Annotated in this window: 17 protein-coding genes; 7 read left to right on the top strand and 10 right to left on the bottom strand. The window is 66.0% G+C overall.

The window, feature by feature from the left end; genetic code table 11:
* Positions 1-118: 118 nt before the first annotated feature.
* Both ASE89_RS05645 and ASE89_RS05640 read right to left on the bottom strand, forming a co-directional pair.
* Positions 119-1,267, bottom strand: a complete 1,149-nt coding sequence (locus ASE89_RS05645) for an AI-2E family transporter (protein WP_082451293.1) — start codon at positions 1,265-1,267, stop codon at positions 119-121.
* Positions 1,268-1,510: 243 nt separating this feature from the next.
* Complete coding sequence (locus ASE89_RS05640) at positions 1,511-3,220, bottom strand: class I adenylate-forming enzyme family protein (protein WP_056674774.1); 1,710 nt, start codon at positions 3,218-3,220, stop codon at positions 1,511-1,513.
* A 187-nt stretch (positions 3,221-3,407) separates the two neighbouring features.
* On the opposite strand from ASE89_RS05640, the gene ASE89_RS05635 reads away from it, so the two are divergent.
* The 6 genes from ASE89_RS05635 (at position 3,408) to ASE89_RS05610 (ending at position 10,671) form a co-directional block, all read left to right on the top strand.
* Entirely contained in the window at positions 3,408-4,637 is a 1,230-nt protein-coding gene (locus ASE89_RS05635; protein ID WP_031394456.1) for a serine hydrolase domain-containing protein, read from the top strand.
* A 30-nt stretch (positions 4,638-4,667) separates the two neighbouring features.
* Complete coding sequence (locus tag ASE89_RS05630; protein ID WP_056674772.1) at positions 4,668-6,698, top strand: 3-hydroxyacyl-CoA dehydrogenase NAD-binding domain-containing protein; 2,031 nt, start codon at positions 4,668-4,670, stop codon at positions 6,696-6,698.
* A gap of 122 nt (positions 6,699-6,820) precedes the next feature.
* Entirely contained in the window at positions 6,821-8,002 is a 1,182-nt protein-coding gene (locus tag ASE89_RS05625) for an acyl-CoA dehydrogenase family protein (RefSeq protein WP_056674770.1), read from the top strand.
* A gap of 90 nt (positions 8,003-8,092) precedes the next feature.
* Positions 8,093-9,220, top strand: coding sequence for an acyl-CoA dehydrogenase family protein (locus tag ASE89_RS05620; RefSeq protein ID WP_056674768.1), 1,128 nt, complete (start codon positions 8,093-8,095; stop codon positions 9,218-9,220).
* 73 nt (positions 9,221-9,293) lie between these two features.
* A complete protein-coding gene (locus ASE89_RS05615; RefSeq protein WP_056674766.1) occupies positions 9,294-10,181 on the top strand; it encodes an acyl-CoA thioesterase in 888 nt (295 codons plus the stop codon).
* 76 nt (positions 10,182-10,257) lie between these two features.
* On the top strand, positions 10,258-10,671 hold the full coding sequence (locus ASE89_RS05610; protein WP_056674764.1) for a BLUF domain-containing protein: 414 nt from the start codon (positions 10,258-10,260) through the stop codon (positions 10,669-10,671).
* 10 nt (positions 10,672-10,681) lie between these two features.
* On the opposite strand, the gene ASE89_RS05605 is transcribed toward ASE89_RS05610, so the two are convergent.
* The 5 genes from ASE89_RS05605 to ASE89_RS05585 all read right to left on the bottom strand — a co-directional run bounded on the left by ASE89_RS05605 (position 10,682) and on the right by ASE89_RS05585 (position 15,874).
* The gene (locus tag ASE89_RS05605) at positions 10,682-11,494 is read right to left on the bottom strand and encodes an SDR family NAD(P)-dependent oxidoreductase (RefSeq protein WP_056674763.1); all 813 of its coding nucleotides are present in this window, start codon (positions 11,492-11,494) and stop codon (positions 10,682-10,684) included.
* A gap of 13 nt (positions 11,495-11,507) precedes the next feature.
* A complete protein-coding gene (locus tag ASE89_RS05600; RefSeq protein ID WP_056674761.1) occupies positions 11,508-12,272 on the bottom strand; it encodes an SDR family oxidoreductase in 765 nt (254 codons plus the stop codon).
* Positions 12,273-12,307: 35 nt separating this feature from the next.
* Positions 12,308-13,387, bottom strand: coding sequence for a phosphotransferase family protein (locus ASE89_RS05595; protein ID WP_056674759.1), 1,080 nt, complete (start codon positions 13,385-13,387; stop codon positions 12,308-12,310).
* Complete coding sequence (locus tag ASE89_RS05590; protein ID WP_037527369.1) at positions 13,384-14,466, bottom strand: Zn-dependent alcohol dehydrogenase; 1,083 nt, start codon at positions 14,464-14,466, stop codon at positions 13,384-13,386. The genes ASE89_RS05595 and ASE89_RS05590 overlap by 4 nt, the downstream gene beginning before the upstream one ends.
* A gap of 124 nt (positions 14,467-14,590) precedes the next feature.
* A complete protein-coding gene (locus tag ASE89_RS05585; RefSeq protein ID WP_056674757.1) occupies positions 14,591-15,874 on the bottom strand; it encodes an acyl-CoA dehydrogenase family protein in 1,284 nt (427 codons plus the stop codon).
* 156 nt (positions 15,875-16,030) lie between these two features.
* On the opposite strand from ASE89_RS05585, the gene ASE89_RS05580 reads away from it, so the two are divergent.
* Positions 16,031-17,260: a TetR/AcrR family transcriptional regulator gene (locus ASE89_RS05580; protein ID WP_056674755.1), complete on the top strand. Its 1,230-nt coding sequence runs from the start codon at positions 16,031-16,033 to the stop codon at positions 17,258-17,260.
* Between the two features lie 63 nt (positions 17,261-17,323).
* Here ASE89_RS05580 and ASE89_RS05575 read toward each other — a convergent pair whose 3' ends face one another.
* The 3 genes from ASE89_RS05575 to ASE89_RS05565 form a co-directional block, all read right to left on the bottom strand.
* The gene (locus ASE89_RS05575; RefSeq protein WP_031394442.1) at positions 17,324-18,640 is read right to left on the bottom strand and encodes a spinster family MFS transporter; all 1,317 of its coding nucleotides are present in this window, start codon (positions 18,638-18,640) and stop codon (positions 17,324-17,326) included.
* An 85-nt stretch (positions 18,641-18,725) separates the two neighbouring features.
* Positions 18,726-21,905, bottom strand: coding sequence for a TonB-dependent receptor domain-containing protein (locus tag ASE89_RS05570; RefSeq protein ID WP_056674753.1), 3,180 nt, complete (start codon positions 21,903-21,905; stop codon positions 18,726-18,728).
* A gap of 682 nt (positions 21,906-22,587) precedes the next feature.
* A complete protein-coding gene (locus ASE89_RS05565; RefSeq protein WP_056674751.1) occupies positions 22,588-23,202 on the bottom strand; it encodes a glutathione S-transferase family protein in 615 nt (204 codons plus the stop codon).
* Positions 23,203-23,273 lie beyond the last annotated feature (71 nt).

The following is a 23,273-nucleotide window of genomic DNA, read 5'->3' as shown; positions in this document are numbered from 1 at the left end:
GGACTCGAACCCGCGACCTCCGGCGTGACAGGCCGGCGCTCTAACCAACTGAGCTACACCCGCTGAAACAGCGTGGAGGCGGCAACTAGGCGAGGGTTGGGATAGCGTCAACCCCCATTCAGCCGCCTGTTTCACGTTGGTCGTCGGCCCCATCCCCCCGACGGCGATTCCGCCCGCTTTTCTGCTGGACGAGCGTGCCGTGCTCGAACAGGAACCCCGCGATATCGGGCTTCCCCGCCGCGCCCAGCACCGTCTGGATGATGATTAGCAGCGGCACCGCCAGCAACGCGCCGAGCGTGCCCCAGACCCAGCCCCAGAAGCTCAGAGAGATCAGGATCAGTAGCGGGCTGATCGTCAGCCGGTGGCCGACGATGAACGGCGTGATCGCATTCGCCTCAACGAGGTGCAGGCCGTACATCAAAGCCGGGGGAAGCAGCGCCATCCAGATATCCGAGAAGGTCATCAACCCGCCAAGCCCGAGCAGGAACGCGCCGATCACGGGGCCGAAATAGGGGATGTAGTTCAGCAGGGCGACGATCCCGCCCCACATCGCCGGATAGGGCATGCCGATCGCCCACAAGGCGGTACCGGTCACGATCCCGAGCAGGACGTTGATGACCGTGATCGTGCCGAGATAGGCCGAGACGTCGTCGACCACGTCCTGGATCACGCGGGCGGTCGCCATCGCCCCGTCGAAGCTCGTGCGACCCGTGATCGTCTGCCGCCGCATGCCCGTCCAGCCGGACAGGAAGAAGAACACGATCAGGATCCCGAACAGCAGCTGGACGATGACCGCCGGCGCGGATGTCGCGGCGAATTCCAGGATCGAACTCGGCGCCGCGACGCCCGCGGTCGCGGGCTGCTTGATCGGCGTCGACGCGACCTGCCGCAGCGTCCGGTTCACATATTTCTCGAGGCTCGAATAGAGATCGAGCAGCGGCGCCAGATTGCTCTGGATCCGGTCGAGTCGGGTCGGCAGCAGCCGGAAAAAGTCGGTTGCCGGCACGAGGATCGCGGCGATCGCGACGTTGGCGGCGACCAGGAACACCAGGATGCACGCGAGCGCCGCGATCGGCGACGGCACGCCCCGCCGTTCGAGCCATTCGAGCACCGGAATCAGCGCAACGGCGATCACCAGCGCGGTCGTCAGCGGCAGGAAAAACTCAGCCCCTGCCTTCAACGCGAACGGCAACGCGATGACCAGCCCGATTCCGGCGGTCAGCGTCAGCGCGGCGAGCAGGCGATCGCGCCGCTGCGCGATACGCATCGCATCCTCGACACCAACGCCGAGCGGGGGTTCGAACACCCCTTCCGCGCTGGTCGCCGTGGTCGCCCCACCCTCGGCTGGCGGCGGCCCTCCCTCATGGACGTCCGCCGTACCCGCCTGGGCCGTATAATCGTCGTTCGCCATGCCGTTACCCCTCGCTTGCCCTTCCCCTTGTCACAATCGGGGCGGCATTCAAGCGGTGTTGACGCTCCGCCCGCGCGATGCAGGACGAATCGCCCTGAACTATGATGCCGTGGCGGGAATCCGATCCGCAAAAAGCGATTGCAGGTCCTTTTTCAGGATCTTGCCGTTCGCGTTACGAGGCAAGGTCTCGGGCACGAAGCGGATGGCGACGGGCGTCTTGAACGCGGCGAGCCGCTCGCGCACCCAGGCCTGCAGCTCCGCCTCGCTCGCCTGCGCGCCAGGTGCGAGGTGGACGACGGCGACCGGCTCCTCGCCCAGCGTGCGGTGCGGCAGCCCGATCAGCGCGCAGTCGGTGACCGCGGGATGCGCATAAAGGACGTTCTCAACCTCTGACGAATAGATGTTCTCGCCACCCCGGATGATCATGTCCTTGGCGCGGTCGACGATGTAGCAGAACCCCTCCTCGTCGAGCCGCGCGAGATCGCCCGTCCGCACCCAGCCGTCGATGAACGTCGTCGCGGTCGCCTCCGGCTTGTTCCAATAGCCCTTCACGATCATCGGCCCGCGCGCCCAGAGCTCGCCGACCTCGCCGATCGGAAGCTCGGTGACGCCGTCCTCCGCGACGATCTTCAGGTCGACGACGGGTGCTGGCGGCCCCGCGCTGCTCGGCCGGTTGAGGTAATCCTCCGCGCCGTGATGCGTGACCGTCGCCATCGTCTCGGTCATGCCCCAGCCATTGCCGGGTAGCGCGCCCAGCTCGCTATGGATGCGCCTGACCAGCTCGGGGGCAGAGGGCGCGCCGCCATAGGCGATCGATTCGAGCGACGAGAGATCATAGTTGCCGCGGTCGGGATGCTCGATCAGCTGCCACGCGATCGTCGGCACGCCGCCGGTCACGTTCACCTTCTCGCGTTCGATGATCTCCATCGCGCGGACGGTGTCCCACTTGCGCATGAAGATCATCGTGCTCCCCGTCGCGATCACGCCCATCATGCCCGCCGAGCAGGCGGTGACGTGGAAGAGCGGGATGACGGTCAGCGTCACGCGAGGGGTCGGCTCGGGCGGCATCTCGCCGCGCCGCAAGGCCGAGCGCGCGCCCGAATAGCCCCCGGTCAGGATGTTCGACATCATGTTGCGATGCGTCCCCAGCGCCCCCTTGGGGGCACCGGTCGTGCCGCTGGTATAGAAGATCGTCGCATCGTCGTCGGGCGCGATCACCGCGTCGGGCAGCGGCTGGTCGGGCAGCGCCGCCCAGTGCGAGGACGTCCCGATCACGCCCTCCAGCGGCGCTGCGATACCCGTCAGCGGCGCGACCGCGCGGCTGACCAGCACCTGCTCCAGCGACGGGATCGTCGCGTAGATATCCTCGAGCCGGTGATGGCGTTCATCGTCGGTGATCAGGACCCGGGCACCCGAGTCGGCGAGACCATAGGCCATCTCCGCCCCCGTCCACCACGCGTTCAACGGCACCATCACCGCCCCGATCGCCGTCGCTGCGAAGAACGCGACCGGCCATTCGGGCAAATTGCGCATCGCCAGCGCGACGCGGTCGCCCGGCCCGATGCCGAGCGCCCGCAGATGCGCCGCCAGCGTCGTCACCGCGCGCCACGTCGCCTCATAGGTCACGCGCTCGTCTTCATAGATGGTGAAGACGCGCTCGCCATGTCCGCGCGCGGCCTCGATCAGGTAACGCAGCGACGGCGGCGCATTCTTCCACACGCGCGTCGCGACCCCGCCGATCGTCACGGTCTCCATCTCGAACTTGCCGCCGGGCGCAGTCAGACGCCGTTCGGTTTCCGCCATCGACATGACCGGCCAGTTGGGGTCCAGGGCGATGATTGGTTCATGAGCCAAGGCCAGCCTACTCCAAATATGAATTTCGGGTTTGGCTTATCCGCCAACCGGATGCACGTTTAGAGTTGATTTGCACGCCACTCAAGGCAATAGGAGGACCCATGTTCGAACCGGGGGTATGGTGCATGCGGGGAAGCTGGCGATGACCGCCGCGTTCGCTGGGGCGGCTGAACGGCATGGCTTCGATCCGGCACGGCTCGCCGCGATCGATAGGCTGTTGAAAGACCGCTATATCGTCACCGGCAAGCTCCCCAATGCGCAGCTGCTGATCGCGCGCGACGGCGAAACCGTGCATTTCTCGCATCAGGGCCTAGCCCGCGAGGGCGGCGCGCCAATCGATGAAACGTCGCTGTTCCGGATCGCGTCGATGACCAAACCGATCACCTCGGTCGCGTTCATGATGCTGGTCGAACAGGGCCTCGTCGCACTCGACACGCCGGTCCATCACGTCCTGCCCGCGTTCAAGGGGATCGGCGTCTATAACGGCGGCGGTGCGGGGGTCCCCTTTGCGGTGAAACCGACCGCCGAGCCGATGCGGATGATCGACCTGCTTCGCCACACCTCGGGTCTGACCTACGGCTTCCAGAATCGCTCGAACGTCGACGCCGCCTATCGCGAAGGCAAGATCGAGAACTGGCACGGCAATCTCGATCTCGACGGGTTCGTCGCCGCGCTGGGCGCGCTGCCGCTCGAATTCTCGCCGGGGACCGCGTGGAATTATTCGGTGGCAACCGACGTGCTGGGTGCCGTCGTCGAGCGCGTGTCGGGCGTCACGCTCGACACCTTCTTCACGACGCGAATCTTCGTGCCGCTGAAGATGGACGACACGGGATTCCAGGTTCCTGCCGACAAGACGGATCGCCTGACCGATTGCTACACGGTCGCGCCGGGCAAGGGGCGCACGATGCTCGACCGCGGCGAGAAGAGCGCGTGGAGCCGTCCGCCGACGCTGTTGTCGGGCGGTGGCGGGCTTGTCTCGACCGCGCTCGACTATCAGCGCTTCTGCCAGATGTGCCTCAACGGCGGCGAACTCGACGGTGCGCGGATCCTCGGCCGCAAGACGCTCGAACTCATGACGCAGAACCATCTGCCCGGCGGCGCCGATCTGACGACGATGTCCCGGTCGATGTTCAGCGAGGCGACCAATGCCGGCACCGGTTTCGGTCTCGGCTTTGCGGTGACGATCGACCCGGTACGGTCGATGATGCCGGGGTCGAAGGGCGAATATTACTGGGGCGGGATGTTCTCGACCGCCTTCTTCATCGATCCGGTCGAGCGCCTGTCGATGGTCTTCATGACCCAGGTCTCGCCCAGCAGCCTCTACCCCATCCGCCGCGAGCTCAAGACGATGATCTACGCCGCCATGACCTGATCCGTCAGCGGCCGTCACCAGGAGAGAATAATGACGACCCCGATCCGCACCGAACGCCATGACGACGTCCTCGTCATCATCTCGAACAACCCGCCGGTCAACGCACTTGGCGCCGCAGTCCGTCAAGGCCTCGAAGCCGCGATCAAGGACGGCGTCGCCGACGCGAGCATTACCGCGATGGTGATCCGCTGCGACGGCCGGACCTTCTTTGCGGGCGCCGACATCACCGAATTCGGCAAACCGATGGTCGAGCCCGGCCTGCCGACCGTCGTCGACATGATCGAGGCGTCGTCCAAGCCCGTCGTCGCCGCGATCCACGGCACCGCGCTCGGCGGCGGCTGCGAGGTCACGCTCGGCTGCCACTACCGCGTCGCCGTTCCCTCGGCCAAGATCGGTACACCCGAGGTCAAGCTCGGCCTGCTGCCCGGCGCGGGCGGCACGCAGCGCATCCCGCGCATCGCCGGCGTCAAGCTTGCGCTCGAGATGACTGCCAAGGGCGATCCGATCTCGGCGAAAACGGCGCTGGACGCCGGCCTGATCGACAAGATCGTCGGCGAGGACAGCCTGGAAGCCGACGCGATCGCCTTCGCGCGCGAGATCGCGGCCAAGCGCCCCCTGCCCCGCGCGTCCGAGAAGACCGCGCAGGCCGATCCCGACGCGGTCGCCGCATTCAAGAAGGAGAACGCCCGCCGCTTCCGCAACTTCGACGCCCCCGCCGCCAACATCGCCTGCGTCGAGAAGGCCTCCGACGGGTCGAGCTTCGCCGATGGCGTCGCGTTCGAACGCGAGCAGTTCATGGCGCTTATGATGGGCGTCCAGTCCGCCGCGCAGCGCCACATCTTCTTCGCCGAGCGCCAGGCCGCCAAGATCGACGACGTCTCCGCGGTCACGAAACTGCGCGAGATCAAACGCGTCGGCGTGATCGGCGCGGGCACGATGGGCGGCGGCATCGCGATGAACTTCCTGTCCGCCGGCATCCCCGTCACGATCGTCGAGATGCAGCAGGAGGCGCTCGACCGCGGCACCGGCGTCGTCCGCAAGAATTACGAGGCGACCGCGGCCAAGGGCCGGATGAAGCCCGAACAGGTCGAACAGGCGATGGGTGCGCTGAAGCCCACGCTCGATTTCGCCGATCTCGCCGAATGCGACCTGATCATCGAGGCGGTGTACGAGACGATGGAGGTGAAGAAGGAGATCTTCACCAAGCTCGACGCAATCGCCAAGCCCGGCGCGATCCTCGCCTCGAACACCTCTTATCTGAACATCGACGAGATCGCGGCGTGCACGAAGCGGCCCGAGGACGTCGTGGGCATGCACTTCTTCTCGCCTGCCAACGTGATGAAACTGCTCGAGGTGGTTCGCGGTGACAAGACCGCGGACGACGTGCTCGCGACCGTCATGGCGCTCGCCAAGAAGATCAGGAAGGTCGCCGTGGTGGCGGGCGTCACCTATGGCTTCATTGGCAACCGCATGTTGATGCCGCGCCAGGTCGAGGCGACCAAGCTGCTGCTCGAAGGCGCGAGCCCCGAGCAGATTGACCGCGTCCATGTCGCGTTCGGCATGCCGATGGGCCCGTTCCAGATGAGCGACCTCGCGGGCGTCGACATCGGCTGGCACCGCGACCCGAGCCGGATCGAGAATATCCGCGATGCGCTGGCGGCGGAAAACCGCTGGGGCCAGAAGACCAAGGCGGGCTTCTACGACTATGACGAGAAGCGCACGCCGTCCAACTCCCCCCGCGTCGCCGAAATCATCGACGATTTCCGCGCCAAGTCGGGCGTTACCCCGCGCGAGATCAGCGACGAGGAGATCGTCGCGCGCACGCTCTACACGATGGTCAACGAAGGCGCGCTGATCCTCGAAGAGGGCAAGGCGCAGCGTGCGTCTGACGTCGATGTGGTGTGGATCTACGGTTACGGCTGGCCGGTCTATCGCGGCGGCCCGATGTTCTGGGCGCAGTCGGAAGGCTTGCCAAAGGTCGTCGCCGGGCTCGAGAAATACGGCTTCCCGGTTGCCAAGTCGCTCAAGGACGCCGCCGCGAGCGGTGGGAAGATCAAGTAAATTCTACGCCCTCTCCCCTCGGGGGAGAGGGCCGGGGTGAGGGGCAGCCAAGCCGTGCTCCGCCCCTGGCAGCCCCTCACCCCACCCTCTCCTCGCAGGGGAGAGGGAGAAAGGAAGACCCGATGACCGACCTCGACACCTTCCGCACCGAAACCCGCGCCTGGCTCGCGGAGAACTGCCCGCCCGAGATGCGCAAGCCCGTCCGCTCGGAGGACGATGTCTGCTGGGGCGGCCGCCAGTTCAAGCCATCGAGCCCCGCGCAGAAGGACTGGCTCGACCGGATGGCGGCCAAGGGATGGACCGTCCCCGACTGGCCCAAGGCCTATGGCGGCGGTGGCCTGTCGCCTGCCGAGACCAAGATCCTCCGTGAGGAGATGGCGGCGATCAAGGCGCGCAACCCGCTCAACAGCTTCGGCATCTCGATGCTCGGGCCGGCACTGCTCAAATATGGCACCGAGGAGCAGAAGCTCGATCACCTGACCAAGATCGCGCGGGGCGAGATCCGCTGGTGCCAGGGCTATTCCGAGCCGAATGCGGGCTCCGACCTCGCCGGGCTCGCGACATCGGCAGAGGACAAGGGCGACCATTATCTCGTCAACGGCCAGAAGGTCTGGACGTCCTACGCCGACAAGGCGGACTGGATCTTCTGCCTGGTCCGCACCGACAAGACCTCGAAGCAGGGTGGGATTAGCTTCGTGCTGTTCGACATGGCCACCCCCGGCGTCTCGACCAAGCCGATCCTGCTGATCAGCGGCAATTCCCCCTTCTGCGAGACCTTCTTCGACAATGTCGAGGTCCCCAAGGTCAACCGCGTGTACGAGGAGAACAAGGGCTGGGACGTCGCCAAATATCTGCTCGGTCACGAACGCGAGATGATCTCGGGCATGGGGCTCGCCTCGTCGGGTGGCAACCCGCTGATCGACGGCGCGATCGCCACCGTCGGGCTCGGCCATGACGGCCGCCTCGCCGACCCGCTGCTGCGCGCGTCGATCGCGCTGTTCGAGGTGCGCGCCAAGGCGTTCGGGGCGATGTCCGAACGCTTCATCGACGAACTCAAGGCAGGCAAGGCCCACCCCGCGCAGCCGAGTATGATGAAATATTACGGCACCGAGCTGAACAAGTCGCGCTACGAGCTGATGATGGCGGCGGGTGGCTCGGACGCGCTCGAATGGGACAGCGACCGCTCGCGCGGCGGTGCGATCCCGCGCTCATGGCTGCGCACCAAGGCGAACTCGATCGAGGGCGGGACGAGCGAGATCCAGCTCAACATCATCGCCAAGCGGATCCTCGAGCTGCCGGCCTGAGCTCTACCGTTCTCCCGCGAAAGCGGGAGCCCAGAATCACGAACGCTGCGCGCGGGGCTCCTGGGCCCCCGCCTCCGCGGGGGAACAGAAATGCCACTCTATCTCGACGACGACCAGACCGTCCTTCAGGACACGATCCGCGACTTCGTGGCGGAACACGCCCCCGTCAGCCACATGCGCGCGCTTCGCGACGCCGATGACGCCACCGGCTTCTCGCGCGACCTGTGGAAGCAGTTCGCCGAGATGGGCTTCACCGGCATCCTGATCGGCGAGGACCAAGGCGGCCTCGGCCTGGGCCATGTCGAGGCGGGCGTCGTGCTCGAACAGATCGGTCGCAACCTGTCGCCCTCCCCCTTCCTCTCCACCGCCGTCGCCGCGGTCGAGGCGCTCAAGGGCACCGGCCAGGCCGAGCGCTGGTTCCCCGGCATCATCGCCGGCGACACCGTCGCCGCACTCGCGATCGACGAAGCCGCCAAGCACCGCGACACGATCGCGATGACCGCCGAACGCGCGGGCAACGGCTTCAGGCTGACCGGCGCCAAGCGCTTCGTCGCGCATGGCCACACCGCCGACCTGATCATCGTCGCCGCACGTACCGCAGGCGGTGCGGACGATGCCGACGGGATCACCCTGTTCGCCGTGCCGAAGGACGCCGCCGGGCTCAGCGCGAACGCCGAACGCCTCACCGATGCGAGCCTCGCCGCGCGCCTCGACTTCGACGGGGTCGAGGTCGATGCCGACGCGGTGATCGGCGAGGTCGATGCCGGCCGCGCCCCGCTCGACCGCCTGCTCCGCGCGGGTCGCACCGGCGCGTCCGCCGAGTTGCTCGGCGTCGGCGGCGGCGCGATGGACATGACAATCGGCTATATGAAGCAGCGCAAACAGTTCGGCACGCTGATCGGCAGCTTCCAGGCGCTCCAGCACCGCGCCGCGCATCTCTATTCGGAAATGGAGGTCGCGCGCGCCGCGGTGCTCAAGGCCCAGCAGTTGCTCGACACGGGCCACGACAAGGCCGACGAGGCCGTCTCCGTCGCCAAGGCGATGACCGCGCTCGCGACAACGCTCAGCGTGCAGGAAAGCGTGCAGATGCACGGTGGCATCGGCATGACCGACGAATATGACATCGGCTTCTACATGAAGCGCGCGCGCGTCCTGGCCGAGCTGTTTGGCGACGCCAACTTCCATGCCGACAGGCTGGCCATCGCCGCGGGCTATTGACCCGAACTTGTACCCCCGCGAAGGCGGGGGCCCAGACTGGGCTCCCGCCGTCGCGGGAGACCAAGGAGGTCAAATGCCTGACGATACTGCCGAAGTAACACCCCAAGCCCTCGCCCAGGGCCTCGTCGACCTGCTCGAGATCGACGAGGTCGACACCGACCTCTATGTCGGCAAACGCCAGCCCGGCGGCGTCGGTCGCGTGTTCGGCGGGCAGGTGATCGCGCAGGCGCTCCAGGCCGCGCAGCGCTCGACCGAGGCGCCCAAGGCCGCGCATTCGCTTCACGCCTATTTCATGCGGCCGGGCAACGAGGACTATCCGATCGTCTACCGCGTCGTCCGCGATTTCGAGGGCCGCAGCTTTGCCACGCGTCGCGTCATCGCGATGCAGAAGGGCCAGCCGATCCTCAACATGGCGGCATCGTTCCAGACCCCCGAGGACGGGCTCCACCATCAAGACGCGATGCCCGACGTCGCGCCGCCCGAGGAGCTGCGCTCCGATCGTGACCTGCGGCTGGAGAATATCGACGGCATTCCCGAGAAGTTTCGTGCACACATGCTGCGCTGGCGCCCGATCGAGGTCCGCCCGGTCAACCCGCGCAGCTGGATCGATCCGCCCGCGCAGGCACCGAACCATGCCAACTGGTTTCGCATCGTCGCGCCGATCGGCGATGACCCGGCGATGCACCGCGCGGTCCTGTCCTATGCCTCGGACATGGCGTTGCTGGGAACCGCGCTGCTGCCGCACGCGATCAACTGGATCACGCCGGGTCTGCAGACCGCCAGCCTCGATCATTCGCTATGGCTGCACGAGGATTTCCGCGCGGACGACTGGCTGCTCTATGCCTGCGATGCCCCCTGGTCGGGCCATGCGCGCGGTTTTAACCGCGGCAAGATCTTCTCCCGCGACGGACGGCTGGTCGCGAGCGTCGCGCAGGAGGGGCTGATCCGGATGCGAAAATAGCCTTGGTTTACGCGGGTTAACCCGGTCTTCGTAAACTCCCGTTAGTCCCGCGCGATCATTCTCCGGGATCATCGGCATGCAGCGCCTTCTCTATATCAGCACGTCGCGTAGCCGTGTGACACAGCCAGTCATCGACGAGATCCTGCGGGTCTCGCGTCGCAACAATGCCGCCGCGGGCGTGACCGGTCTGCTCATCGCTGGCGGCAACAGGTTTCTCCAGGTGCTCGAAGGCGATGATCTCGCCGTGTCGCGCACCTTCGATCGCATCCAGCGCGACGACCGGCATTTCGCGATGGTGCAGCTCGCGAAACAGACGATCACCGAGCGCAGCTTCGGCAGCTGGTCGATGGGATTTGCCAGCGGCGCCGCGCCTGGTGGTGGCGCGGCGTCGCCGGCCGCCACGATCGCGGCGCTGATCGCACCGATCGAGGACCCGACGCTACGCGGCTATTTCACCGGTTTCGCCGACCTCCATCTCTCAGCCGCCTGAGCGGACCGCCTCAGGCTGCGGTCTTGCCGTAATCCTGTCGCGTCACGGGATGGCTCGACGACAATCCGCCATCGACCACGATCGCCTGACCATTGACGTAGCTTGCGTCATCGGAGGCGAGGAACACCGCGACCCGGGCAAGCTCCTCGGGCTGCGCGCCGCGGTGGAGCGGGTTGAGGCGGCCGACGCGGTCCATCTTGTTGGCCTCGCGCGCGTAATCGAACACCGGCTTGGTCATCCCCGTCTCGGTCAGCCCGGGGCAGATCGCATTGACCCGGACGTTCGCACCCGACAGCTGCTGCGCTGACACCGCCGCGAGGTTGATCACTCCCGCCTTGGACGCGGAATAGGCCGGCGACCCTGCGCCCGACCGTAACCCGGCGACACTCGCGGTCAGAACGATCGCGCCGCCCCTGCCCGTCTCGGCCGCGTGCGCGACGATCCGTGGTGCCGCGTGCTTGATGGCGAGGAACGGACCGATCAGATTGACCCGCAGCACCTCGGTGATCAGCGCGACGTCGGTGTCGAAGAGATTGGCCATGCCGCCCGAAATTCCGGCATTGGCGAACAGCACGTCGAGCCCGCCATAGGTATCACAGGCGAGCGCGACCATGCGGATCACGTCCTCCTCCTCCCCCGCATCGACGCGGATCGAGGTGGCGATGCCGCCGGCCTGGCTGATCAGATGCGCGGTCTCGTCCGCACCCTCGGTACGGTCCGCGACGACGACACGCCCGCCCTCCGCCGCGAACAGCAATGCCGCCGCGCGGCCGATGCCGGATCCTGCGCCGGTGACGATGATCGACCTGTTCTCGAACCGCATGATGCCCTCCCCTTTAGATCGTGACGCCGCCGTCGATGACCAGCGTCTGCCCGGTCATGAAACGGCTCGCGGATGCAGCGAGAAACACCACCGCGCCCGCGATTTCCTCGGGTTCACCGATGCGTCGCAGCGGCACGCGGGTATTCGCCGCCGCGATCCGCTCGGGATCCTCCCACAGCACGCGCGCGAAGTCGGTGCGGATCAGTCCGGGGGCGATGCAGTTCACGCGGACACCCGACGGGCCGAACTCGACCGCGAGATTGCGTGCCAACTGCATGTCGGCGGCCTTGCTGATGCAATAGGCGCCAATGACCGGCGATCCGCGAAGCCCGCCGATCGAGGAGATGATGATGATGCTGCCGTCGCGCTGCTCCGTCATGCCGGGGGCGACCATCTGGACCAGCCAGTGGTTGGACACGATGTTGTTGTCGAGGATCTTGCGGAACTGGTCGTCGCCGATCCCCGCCTGGGGCCCGTAATAGGGGTTGGAGGCGGCGTTGCAGACCAGCACGTCGATGCGGCCGAACGCGCTGCGAGTCGTGTCGACGAGATGCTGGAGCGCCGCCTTGTCGGCGATGTTCGCCGCGACCGCGATCGCGCGGTCCTCGCCGTAGCGCGCGTTGATCTCCGCCGCGACGGCATCGCACGCCTCCTGTTTCCGGCTGGAGATCACCACCCTCGCGCCATGTGCCGCCAGCTCGAAAGCGCTCGCCCTGCCGATCCCGCGCGACGATCCGGTGATGATCGCGACCTTTCCGGTCAGGTCGAATTGCGTCATGCCCTGCCTCTCCCCTTCCGCCTGCGGGACATGCGTCACGCGCCCGCCTTCACCGCAAACCCCCACGCCGCATCTGCCAGCGCGTGCACCTTGGCGACCGTCGCTTCGGCCTGCGCGCTCGACGCGGTGCCGTCGATGATCCGCTTCTTGATTCCCTGGACGATCCCAGTGAGACGGAAGAGGTTATAGGCGAAATACCAGTTCAGATCCGGCACGCCGTCTCGCCCGGTCGCGGCGCAATAGCGCGCGACGACCTGCTCGATCGTCGGAATCCCGGTCTCCGGACCGGTCAGGCCGAGCACCCCCGACCGGCCTTCGGGCTCGGTCACCCAGCTCATCAGCATGTAGGAAAAGTCGGCGAGCGGATCGCCGAGCGTCGACAATTCCCAGTCGAGCACCGCGATCACCTTCGCGCCCGCGCCGTCCGTTGCATTGGCGAAGATCATGTTGTCGATGCGATAGTCACCGTGGACGATCGACGTCCGCGTCTGGTCGGGCAAGGTGCGCGGCAACCAGTCGATCAGCCGCTCGACCGACTCCATCCGCTCGGTCTCCGCCGCGCGATATTGCTTGGTCCAGCGCCCCACCTGCCGCTCGAAATAATTGCCGGGCTTGCCATAGGATGCGAGCCCCGCCGCCGCGTAATCGGTGTTGTGGAGCGCGGCGAGCGCGTCGATCATCCCGTCATAATGTGCGCGGCGCTCGGCGGGCGTCGCACCCGGCATCGCGCCGTCCCAGATCGTCCGCCCTTCGACCATCTCCATCACATAGAATGGCGCGCCGATGACGTCGGGATCCTCGCACAGCCCGTACGGCCGGGGCACCGGAAAGCCCGTCGGATGAAGCCCGGCGATCACCGCATATTCGCGCTCGACCGCATGCGCCGAGGGCAGGATCGGCCCGAACGGCTTGCGGCGCAGGACATAGGCGCGCGCTGACGTATCGAGCCGATAGGTCGGATTCGACTGGCCGCCGGCGAACTTGGCGTAGCGCAGCGGCCCGGCAAAGCCTTCGACCGACTCCGTCATCCATGCCGTCAAACGGTCGAGATCGAGCCGGTCCCGCTCGCCGACCGGGATCGTACCGACCATCGTGCTGGCTGCGTCGCTGCTCATGCGAAGGTGATCACGCTGCGCGTCGTGTCGCCGCGGCGCAATTCGTCGAACGCGTCGTTGATCCGTTCGAGCGGCATCCGGTCCGCGATGATCGTGTCGAGATCGAGCAGCCCGCGCATGTAGAAATCGACGAGCCGCGGGATGTCGACCGGAAACCGGTTCGACCCCATGAACCCGCCCTGCAGGCGCTTGCCCGACAACAGGTCCATCGCCGACAGCCCGACCTTCTCGCCCAGCGGCATCATCCCCAGGATCGTCGCGGTCCCGCCGCGCCGCAGCACCTTGACTGCGGTCGCCGCCGACTGCGTCCGGCCGACCGCCTCGATCGCATGGTGGACGCCGCCCCTGGTCAGCGCGACGACCTCGTCCGCGGCAGTCTCGGACAGCGCGTCGAAGCTGTGCGTGGCGCCAAGCTTCTCCGCCATCGCGCGCTTCTCCGGCACCGGATCGAGCGCGATGATCTTGCCCGCACCCGCGATCTTCGCGGCGTTCACCGCCGCCAGCCCGATCCCGCCGCACCCGACCACGCACACCGTCTCGCCCGGCGTCACGTCGGTCGTGTTGAACACCGCGCCCGCCCCGGTCGTGATCGCGCAGCCAAGCAGCGCCGCACGGTCCATCGGCATGTCGCGGTCGATCGCGACACAGGCATGTTCGTGCACCAGCATCATCTCGGCATAGGCGCTCAGGTTGAGCATCTGCGCGATCGGTCGGTCACCCAGCATCAGCCGCGGCGGCGCGCCCTTGGGACGTCGCACCGAACTGTCGACGCAGAGCGCCATGCGGCCGGTCACGCAGAACTCACAGTGGCCGCAAAACGCCGACAGGCAGGTGACGACATGGTCGCCGACCTTGACCATGGCGACCTCGTCACCGACCGCCTCGACCACGCCGCAAGCCTCGTGCCCCGGGATGGTCGGCATCGCATGCGGATAGGCGCCGTCGACGAAGTGCAGGTCGGAGCGACACACCCCGACCGCGACGGTACGGATCAGCACCTCGCGCGGACCGGGCTTCGAGACGGTGACGTCCTCGATGCTGAGCGGCGTATTGGCTTCGAAAAGGACTGCGGCTTTCATGGGTGGTCTGGCTCCAGATTTGGCGGGCGCGCAATCAAAAAATGCCGTTCGTCCTGAGCGAAGTCGAAGGACTGGCTCGTTCGGGACATGTCCTTCGACTGCGCTCAGGACGAACGGGACAGGGTTAGCGGCTCACCCCGACATCCCCGCTCGACACGCCGCCTTTGCGAAAGTCCCCGTATTTGCCGAATTCGTTACGCGCGATCGACCGGTTGTGGACCTCATCGGGACCATCGGCGAAGCGCAGCGTCCGCATTGCCGCCCAGTCGTGCGCGAGCCGGAAATCGTCCGACACGCCGCCGCCGCCATGCGCCTGGATTGCATCGTCGAGGATCCTCAGCGCCATGTTCGGCGCGGCGACCTTGATCATCGAGATCTCGATCTGCGCGGATTTGTTGCCCGCCTTGTCCATCATGTCCGCGGCCTTCAGGCAGAGCAGCCGCGTCATCTCGATATCGATCCGCGCGGTCGCGATCCGCTCCTCCCAGACCGAGAAGTCGGCGATCCGCTTGCCGAACGCGACACGGCTCAGCAGCCGCTTCGCCATCGCCTCGATCGCGGTCTCCGCGACACCGATCGTCCGCATGCAATGGTGGATGCGGCCCGGCCCGAGCCGCCCCTGTGCGATCTCGAACCCGCGTCCTTCGCCCAGCAGCACGTTCTCGACCGGAACGCGGACATTCTCGAGCACGACCTCGCCATGCCCGTGCGGCGCGTGGTCATAGCCATAGACGGACAGCATCCGCTTGATCGTCACGCCGGGCGTGTCCATCGGCACCAGGATCTGGCTCTGCTGCTGGTGCCGCGATCCTTCGAAGCTCGTCTTGCCCATGACGATCGCGATCTTGCAGCGCGGATCACCGACCCCCGACGACCACCATTTCGTCCCGTTGATCACGTAATGATCGCCGTCGCGGACCATCGACGTCTCGATATTGGTCGCATCCGACGACGCCACCGCAGGCTCGGTCATCAAAAATGCCGACCGGATCTCGCCGCGCATCAGCGGGCCGAGCCACGCCTCCTTCTGCTCGCGCGTGCCATAGCGATGGAATACCTCCATATTGCCCGTATCGGGCGCCGAGCAGTTGAAACATTCGCTCGCCCAGCTGACCTTGCCCATCTCCTCGGCGCATAACGCATATTCAAGATTGGTCAGCTGCGTCCCCTCGAACACGAAGCTAACATCGACGTGAGTCTGCCCGGAATGGGGGGGCATGAAGAAATTCCACAGCCCTGCGGCTTTGGCCTTTTCCTTCATCTCCTCGATCACCGGAATCACCTTCCAGCGCTCGCCATGGTGGGCCTGCGCGTCGTAATCGGCCTGACGCGGGCGGATATTCTGGTCGATGAAGTCGCGCACGCGATCTCGGAAATAGGTCTCTCGGTCGCTGAAGCTGAAATCCATGCGGGCTCTCCATCGGTCCACGGTCTGGCGGTCGATTAGACCATACCGCGTATTCGGTAAAGCATCCGGGAGCGTGCCGAAAGCCGGTTTTCCACTCGGCCACGAAAGCGCCTAAAAAGCACTGTAACTTCAAATCGAAGCTGTTAGGGTATTTTGATGAAGGTTCCGGCAGAGGCGATCGAAGACGGCGAACAGGGCACGAAGCGCTTCCGTGCCAAGCGTGACGCCATCCTCGCCGCAGCCGCAGAGGCGATCAACGAGCAAAGCGCCAAGGGCATGACCTTCGCGGACGTTGCGCGGCGGGTCGGGCTCAACACGACGAGCGTTACCTATTACTTCAAGCGCAAGGAAGACCTTGCCGCCGCCGCGTTCGAGAACACGCTCGATTATCTGCTGCGGATGCTCGACGAGGCGATGGTCGAGGCGACCCCGCAGGCGCGCGTCGCCCGCTATCTTGCGCTCAACATGGCGCGGCTCGGCCGGATCCACCGCGGCGAGGAAAAGGCGTTCGCGGTCCTGTCCGATCTGCGCGCCACCGAAGATCCGATCCGCAGCCGGCTGATGAACGGCTGGCGCGAGGTTTTCCGCCGCACCCGCCTCCTCTGGGGCCCGTCGACCGGCCGCGCACAGACCGACATTCAGAGCGCGCGCGCGCACGTCCTGCTCGAAAATACCTTCTGGTTGCCGATCTGGCTGACGCGGTACGAGCCGGACCAATATGCCCGTGTCGAGGCGCGGTTGATGGACGTGTTCGCGCACGGCATCGCCGGGCCGGGCGCGCGCTGGGCGCCGACGCTGCTCGATCTCAGCCATGACGATGCCGAGCCGGGGCGCGAGGCGTTCCTGCTGGCGGCGACGCGGCTTATCAACGAACTCGGCTATCGCGGCGCATCGGTGCAGAAGATCGCGTCCGAACTCAACGTGACCAAGGGCAGCTTCTACCACCATCTCGATGCGAAGGACGATCTGGTCATCGCCTGCTATCGCCGCAGCTTCGATACGATCGCCGATGCGCAGGGCCGCGGTGAGGCCGAGGGCGGTAGCTATTGGCACAAGCTGTCGAGCACCGTCGCGACGCTGCTCGACGTCCAGTTCGCCGAGCGCGGTCCGCTGCTCCGCACGACCGCGCTCAGCGGCCTGCCGCCAAGCGTCCGCGACGCGATGGTCGAGCGCTCGAACGGGATCGCGCGGCGCTATGCGGGGATGATGATGGACGGGATCGGCGAGGGCTCGATCCGCGCGGTCGATGCGCTGATCGCCGCGCAGGCGCTGATGGCGGTCCAGAATGCCGCCTTCGACATGCGCAAATGGGCGTCGACCATGCCGCGCGAACGGGCCGTGGCGATGTATGCCTCGACGCTGATGTACGGCCTGTTCGACGATTGATCGGCAGGGGGGCGGCGGGGACCGGCACAGGCTGCGTGCCGCGCCGGTCCCCGCCCCGATGTCTCAGGCCGTCGCGAACGCGGCCTGATGCTCGTCGCGCTTGAGCAGCACGCCCGCACGCCAGTAATGATAGAGCGCCCAGGGCGTCATCATCACGATGATGACCAGCGCATAGCGTAGTGATTCCTCGCCAAAGGTCGGCTTCAACAGGTCGCTTAGCCAGCCGACCATCGTCGGGCCGAGGCCGAGGCCGACCAGGTTGATGACCAGCAACGTGATCGCCGCCCACATCGCACGGGTCTTCAGCGGCGCGAGATGCTGGATCAACGCGAAGCTCGGCCCCAGGTACGAATTGGCGAAGATCAGGTAGACGAAATAGCTGCCGATCGCGATTGCCGGCACGTCGATGAGGTAGAAGGCCAGCGCGAAGGGCAGCGACAGCCCCTTCATGACGAGCACGACCCAGCTCTGCACGTGAAGGCCGTGGCGCTTGGCGAGCACATCGGCGATCTTGCCGCCGGCGAGCGCCGAGATTGCCCCGAACAGGGCACCCGGCAGCGCGATATAGCGCGATACGTCGAGCATCGAGATGCCGAGCGAACGCTGCATGAAGCTCGGCCCCCACCCCGTCAGCGCGTACCCGATCATCGAGGTCAGGGTCACGCCGACGACGAGATGCCGCGCGGGCGCGCTCGCCCACATCGAGGCGAAACCCTGCGCGACGCTCGGCATCGGCGCCGGCGCGGCGACCGGGCCGGCGTCGGACAGGCCGCGACGCGGCTCGACCATGAACAGCCGGACGAGCACCGCCAGCGCGATACCGGGCAGCCCGACGGTCATCATCGCCACCCGCCAGCCATAGCTGTGCGCAACGACGCCGCCGATCAGCGTCCCGAACCCCGCCCCCAGCACCACGCCGAGCGAATAGACTGCCATCGCGCCCGCGCGCTTTTCGGGTGGATAGAGATCGGCGATGATCGAATGGCTGGGCGGGCTGGACCCGGCCTCGCCGATCCCGACGCCGATGCGGAACAGCATGAGTTGGGTGAAGTTTTGCGCCAGACCGCACATCGCGGTCATCGCGCTCCAGATCGTCAGGCTCACCGCGATGATGTTGCGGCGGCTCGTCCGGTCCGCAAGTCGCGCGACCGGGATGCCGAGCGTGGCGTAAAAGATCGCGAACACCAGTCCCGAGAGCAGCCCGAGCTGCGTATCGGTCAGCACCAGGTCCGCCTTAATGCGTTCGAGCAGGATCGCGAGGATCTGCCGATCCATATAGCTGAAGAAATAGGTGAGCGTGAGCAGGGTGAGCGTCAGGCCGCGGCGCTTCATGGCCAGGGAATCGGCGATGTCGGAATGCGTCTTCAACGCTGTCGCCATGGTCATCCTCTCGTATCGTTGCTGGCCTTGCGACCCTGTTGGGACCGTACCCAATCGTTGAAAGCAAGGCCAGCGCCGAGAGCAATCAGAATTTTTGCGACAAACCGAGTTTTGCGGTGAACCCGAGCGGCGAGGCGGTGAACGGATCGTAATTCTGGTCCAGCCGTGCGAAGGGCGGTGCGCGGTCGAAGATGTTGAGCGCGGACAGCGACACCGTCGATCCGGTCGGCAGCGCGATCCTCAGCGTGGCATCCATCGTCTTGAACGCGCCGATCTCCTTGCCGCCCGTCACCGATCCGCCGGCCAGCGCACCGAAGTTGGGCCCGAAGATCGCCGCGCCGCGCTGATCGGTATAGCCATCGATATAGTTGAACTGCACGCGCAGGCTGGCGACGTCGTAATCACCCTGCACATACCAGTTGCCCTTGATTTCGGGCACCGGATAGGCCGTCGTCTGGTAGTTGAGCAGGCCGACACCGTCGAATGCGGGCTGCACGACGATCCCCTCGACCGTCACGTCCTTGGTCTTGTAGTCGATGACATAGGTGCCGGTCGCACCCACCGTGACGGTCGCCAGCCCGAGCTCGCCGCGGAAGCTTGCCTGGACGTCGAGACCCGAGGTCGTGACATTGGCGCTGTTGACATAAACGGTGCGCAACCGCTGGACATTGCCGACACCGCAGCCCGCACCCGTGAAGGTGAAGCGCTGCTGGAGCGCGGCAAAGGCGGCATTGCCGCAATTCGCCGCGCCGCTCGCACCGAACAATGCGTTGACGATGCCCTGTGTCGGCTCCTGCTCGATCGGCCCCTTCAGGTCGTACCGGAAATAGTCGACGCTCGCATTGAACCCGCCCGCGTCGAGGATCACGCCGCCGCTATAGGTCGTCGCCTTTTCAGGCTCAAGGTCCGGATTTCCGTTGATGTCGACCGCGCGGAACGAGGTGCCGATGATCTGCAGCGCGGTCAGATTGCCTTCGAGCTGCTGCGCGGGCGGTCCGCGGAACGTCGTCCCGGCCCCGCCGCGAAGCGCCAGCCACGGCGCCACCTGGATGCGCAACCGCCCCTGCGGATTGAAGGTCGACCCGACATTGCCGCCATAATCCTCGTACCGCGCGGACAGCTGCGCATTGATCGCCTCGAGGATCGGCAGCTGCAGCTCGGCGAACAGCGCCTTCACGTCGCCCACCGAGGACGCGTTCCGGTTGGTGCCGAGAAAGCCCAGTGCGCCCGTCTGCGGCGTGCAGGTCGCGCGCGGATTGAGCGGCGTCCCCGGGCAGGGATTCACCGCCAGATTGCTGTCGGCATTATAGTTCACGGCATAATAATTGCGCCGATACTGGCCGCCGATCGCGAAACCGACATCGCCACCGGGCAGTCGCAGCCCGGTCCGCCCACCGAGCACGAGGTCGCCGACGAACAATTGCGTGTTGTAGACGGTGCGCGTCGTCCGGAAGAAATTGTCGACCGTCGCAATGTCGTTGACCAGCCCCGCACCGGGCGCGGTGCTGAGCCCGTTGGTGCCGCGCGACCCGGCGTAATTGGGGTTCACCTGGCCCGTGACCGGGTTGGCCGCCACTGCGGTCGAGAACGGGTTGAAGAAGGTGCAGCCGTTCGTTCCGGCAAGCGAAGCGATCTGCGCAGCGGTCAGCCCGGCGCGCGACGCGGTGGTCGCATAGGCGCAATTGGGGCCGCCAAAGCCCGCAATCGCGTTCTGCAGCAGGTCACCGAACGTGTCGGTCCCCTCATTCTCGCGGACATATTGCGAATAGGTCCCGCTCGCGGTCAGGTTGATCCGGTCGGTGACCTCCCACGACAGGTCCGCGGTAAAGCGCATTTCCTCGGACTGGCGCTTGGAGAATGCCGATCCGCGGTCATTGTCCCCGCCCCGCATGACCGGATTGCCACCGAGCAGTGCCGGACGGAAGAGTACGGGGAAGGCGAGCGCGGGTGCGAGCGGCGTGCCGTTCGCGGTCAGGCAGCCCGCCGCCGCACCATAGACCTGGCAATAATCGCGTAGTGCCGGCGCATAGGTCGGCACCTGGAAGAAGCCCGCACCGCCGCCCGCCGCATTCGCCGATGGCGGCAGCGTCGGCAGATAGGTTGGCGACGTCGTGATCCGCGTCGAGGTCGCTCCATAAAGCGCGGTCGCGGTGAAGTGGAGCGAACTCGTGAGGTCGATCGCGACCTCGGCATAGGCCTGATACCGGTCCTCCGGCTCGACGAGATTGCCGAACTGGCCGTAATTGTTGAAGCATCGATCGGTCGGCACCGCGATCGTCCCGACTGCGGTCGGCGTCGGTGTGGTCGAGCCCGCGACACTGCGGAATCCGCCGAGCGATTCACACCCCAGATCGCGAACGAAATTCACCCCGTTCGACACGCCGTTCGCGCCATAGCCGGTGAACAGACGCCCGCTGACCGGGTCGAGAAAGGGGACGGTCGCGTTGAAATCAAGGTTGCCGGGATTGCCGCCGCCGGTCCAGCCGCCTTGCGGGTTATTGGCATAGGGCTGGATCGTGAAATCTCGATCGGTGGTACGGAGCTCGGACCGGTGCTGATAGCCGAACGACGCCAGCATCCGCACGCCGTTGCCGCTGTGACCATAGCTCATGGCCGTGCCGTAATCGCCCTTCGACCCGTCGATATAGCGGTAGTCGCCCGACACCAGGAAACCCTGCTGGTCGGTACGCGTGATGAAATTGACCACGCCCGCGATCGCGTCCGAGCCATAGGTGGCGGCGGCGCCGTCCTTTAGCACCTCGACACGGCCGATCGCGGCCGAGGGGATCAGGTTGATGTCGACGATGGGAATACCGCCGCCGACCGGCACCAGCCGCTTGCCGTTGAGCAGCACCAGCGTACGTTGTGGCCCCAGTCCGCGCAGATTGACCGACGCGACACCCTCATTGCCCTGACTGCGGCTGTCGAACTGGTTCGCGTCGCCGGTTACGCCGTTCGAGGTCGGCAGGTTTTTGAGCAGTTCGACCGCGGTCGGCGCGCCCTGTTTCGCGAGTTCATCGCCCGAAATCACGTCGACGGGTGCGGCGGCATCCTCGGACGACCCGCGGATCAGCGAGCCCGTGACGATGATGTCGGCATTCTCTGGCTGGGCGGCGGCAGACTGCGCGGGGTTCGCTGTGACCTGTCCCGCTCCCGTCGTTCCCAATGGTTGTGGATCACCCCCGATCTGCGCTGCCGCCGGAACGGCAAGGGCCCATGCAAGTACGAAAAACGCGGACGCGACGAAATAGCGCTGCTTGGCCACATCACTCTCCCCTGTTCGGCCGAAGCACTTTGGCCCGTACCGCATCATCGAATAGATTCTTCTACGCCTTACGCGTCAAGCGGGAAAATCGTAGCATATTGCTACTAATTCCTGCCAATACTGTCATGTAGACGGCTTTCGCCAGTTCCGGATCGGCCAGAACCATTTTTCGATCTTGCGATAATGTGGCCCCGGGGAGAGGGCCTTTGCCGCAGCGGTCCGACCCTAAGGATACCAGCCGCCGCCGGCCTTCAAGCGCCGAAGTCAGGTGACGCCAGAAATGACGCAAAACGGAACAGCGCATGCGGCGTCAGGCCGGGTCGCACAATGCTCGCTGATGCTGGGGTTTCAGGAAGGACGGCGGAAGGTACGGCCTTGCCGTCCTTCCGCCTTATCCCCTCTCCAAACTCGTCAAGGCGGCGACCTGTTGGACTGCCTGCCTGTCGATACCGAGCACTGCGAGAGTGCTGCGAGGCTCAACCACCCTAAGTCCGTCTCTTTCCGAAACTGAACATCAGGTATGGGCAGCTATTGGCATGATTCGCCGGGGGATGCAAAGGGAAGTTCGGGCGCCGTCGCGGATGCCGGACTAAAGTCGGGGATGCCGGCCTGAGAGCCCTCCCACCACGTCCGGCCGGTCCGGAGCACGAGGCCGGGGTCAAGACCCGGGACGCCAGCGGCGCTAGGCCTGTGCGCTCGGGCGGCCTGACGCACGGTCGTGCCAAGCCCTGAGATGTGTCAGCTCGTCCGGGATGGGAATGCCGACGAACCCGGCGAAGTCGATCGTCGTCAGCAGGACGATGTCGGCAATGGTATAGCGCACCCCGTCGAGCCAATCGATGCCCGCCAGCGCAGCGTCGAACTCGGCCATGGCCGACCGGACACGCGGCCTCTGGGTTTCGCCGAATTCGGTATATTGCGGCTTCACGATCCGCGCCGTCCAGGGATGCGTATGCTGCCACACCAGCGACAGCGGCGTCATCAGCCGCAGCTCGACCCGTCGCGTCCACATGTCCACCTCGGCGATATTGTGCGCGCCGTGCCCGAACAGCGGCGGCTCCGGATGCAGCGCCTCGAAATATCGACAGATCGCGACGCTCTCGGTCAGCACGCGACCATCGTCGAACGCCAGCGCAGGCGTCTGGCCATAGGGGTTCACCGCAAGGAAAGGCGCCGCCTTGTGCTCCGCCTTGGGTATCGACACCTGCACCATCGGGATGCGCACCTGCTTTTCGGCGAGGAAGATCCGGACGCGGCGCGGGTTGGGCGCCGGCGAGGCACTGTCGTAGAACAACATCGGCTGATCCTTTCGCGAGTCGTCTTTTCGAATATCGCGTATGGCATTCGCCGCACACTTCGCCTAGCCAC

Source organism: Sphingomonas sp. Leaf30 (genome assembly GCF_001422525.1).
In the GTDB taxonomy this organism is placed as follows: domain Bacteria; phylum Pseudomonadota; class Alphaproteobacteria; order Sphingomonadales; family Sphingomonadaceae; genus Sphingomonas; species Sphingomonas aerolata.
Note: the sequence above shows the minus strand (reverse complement) of the source record. Positions and strands in the feature narration are given on the sequence as shown.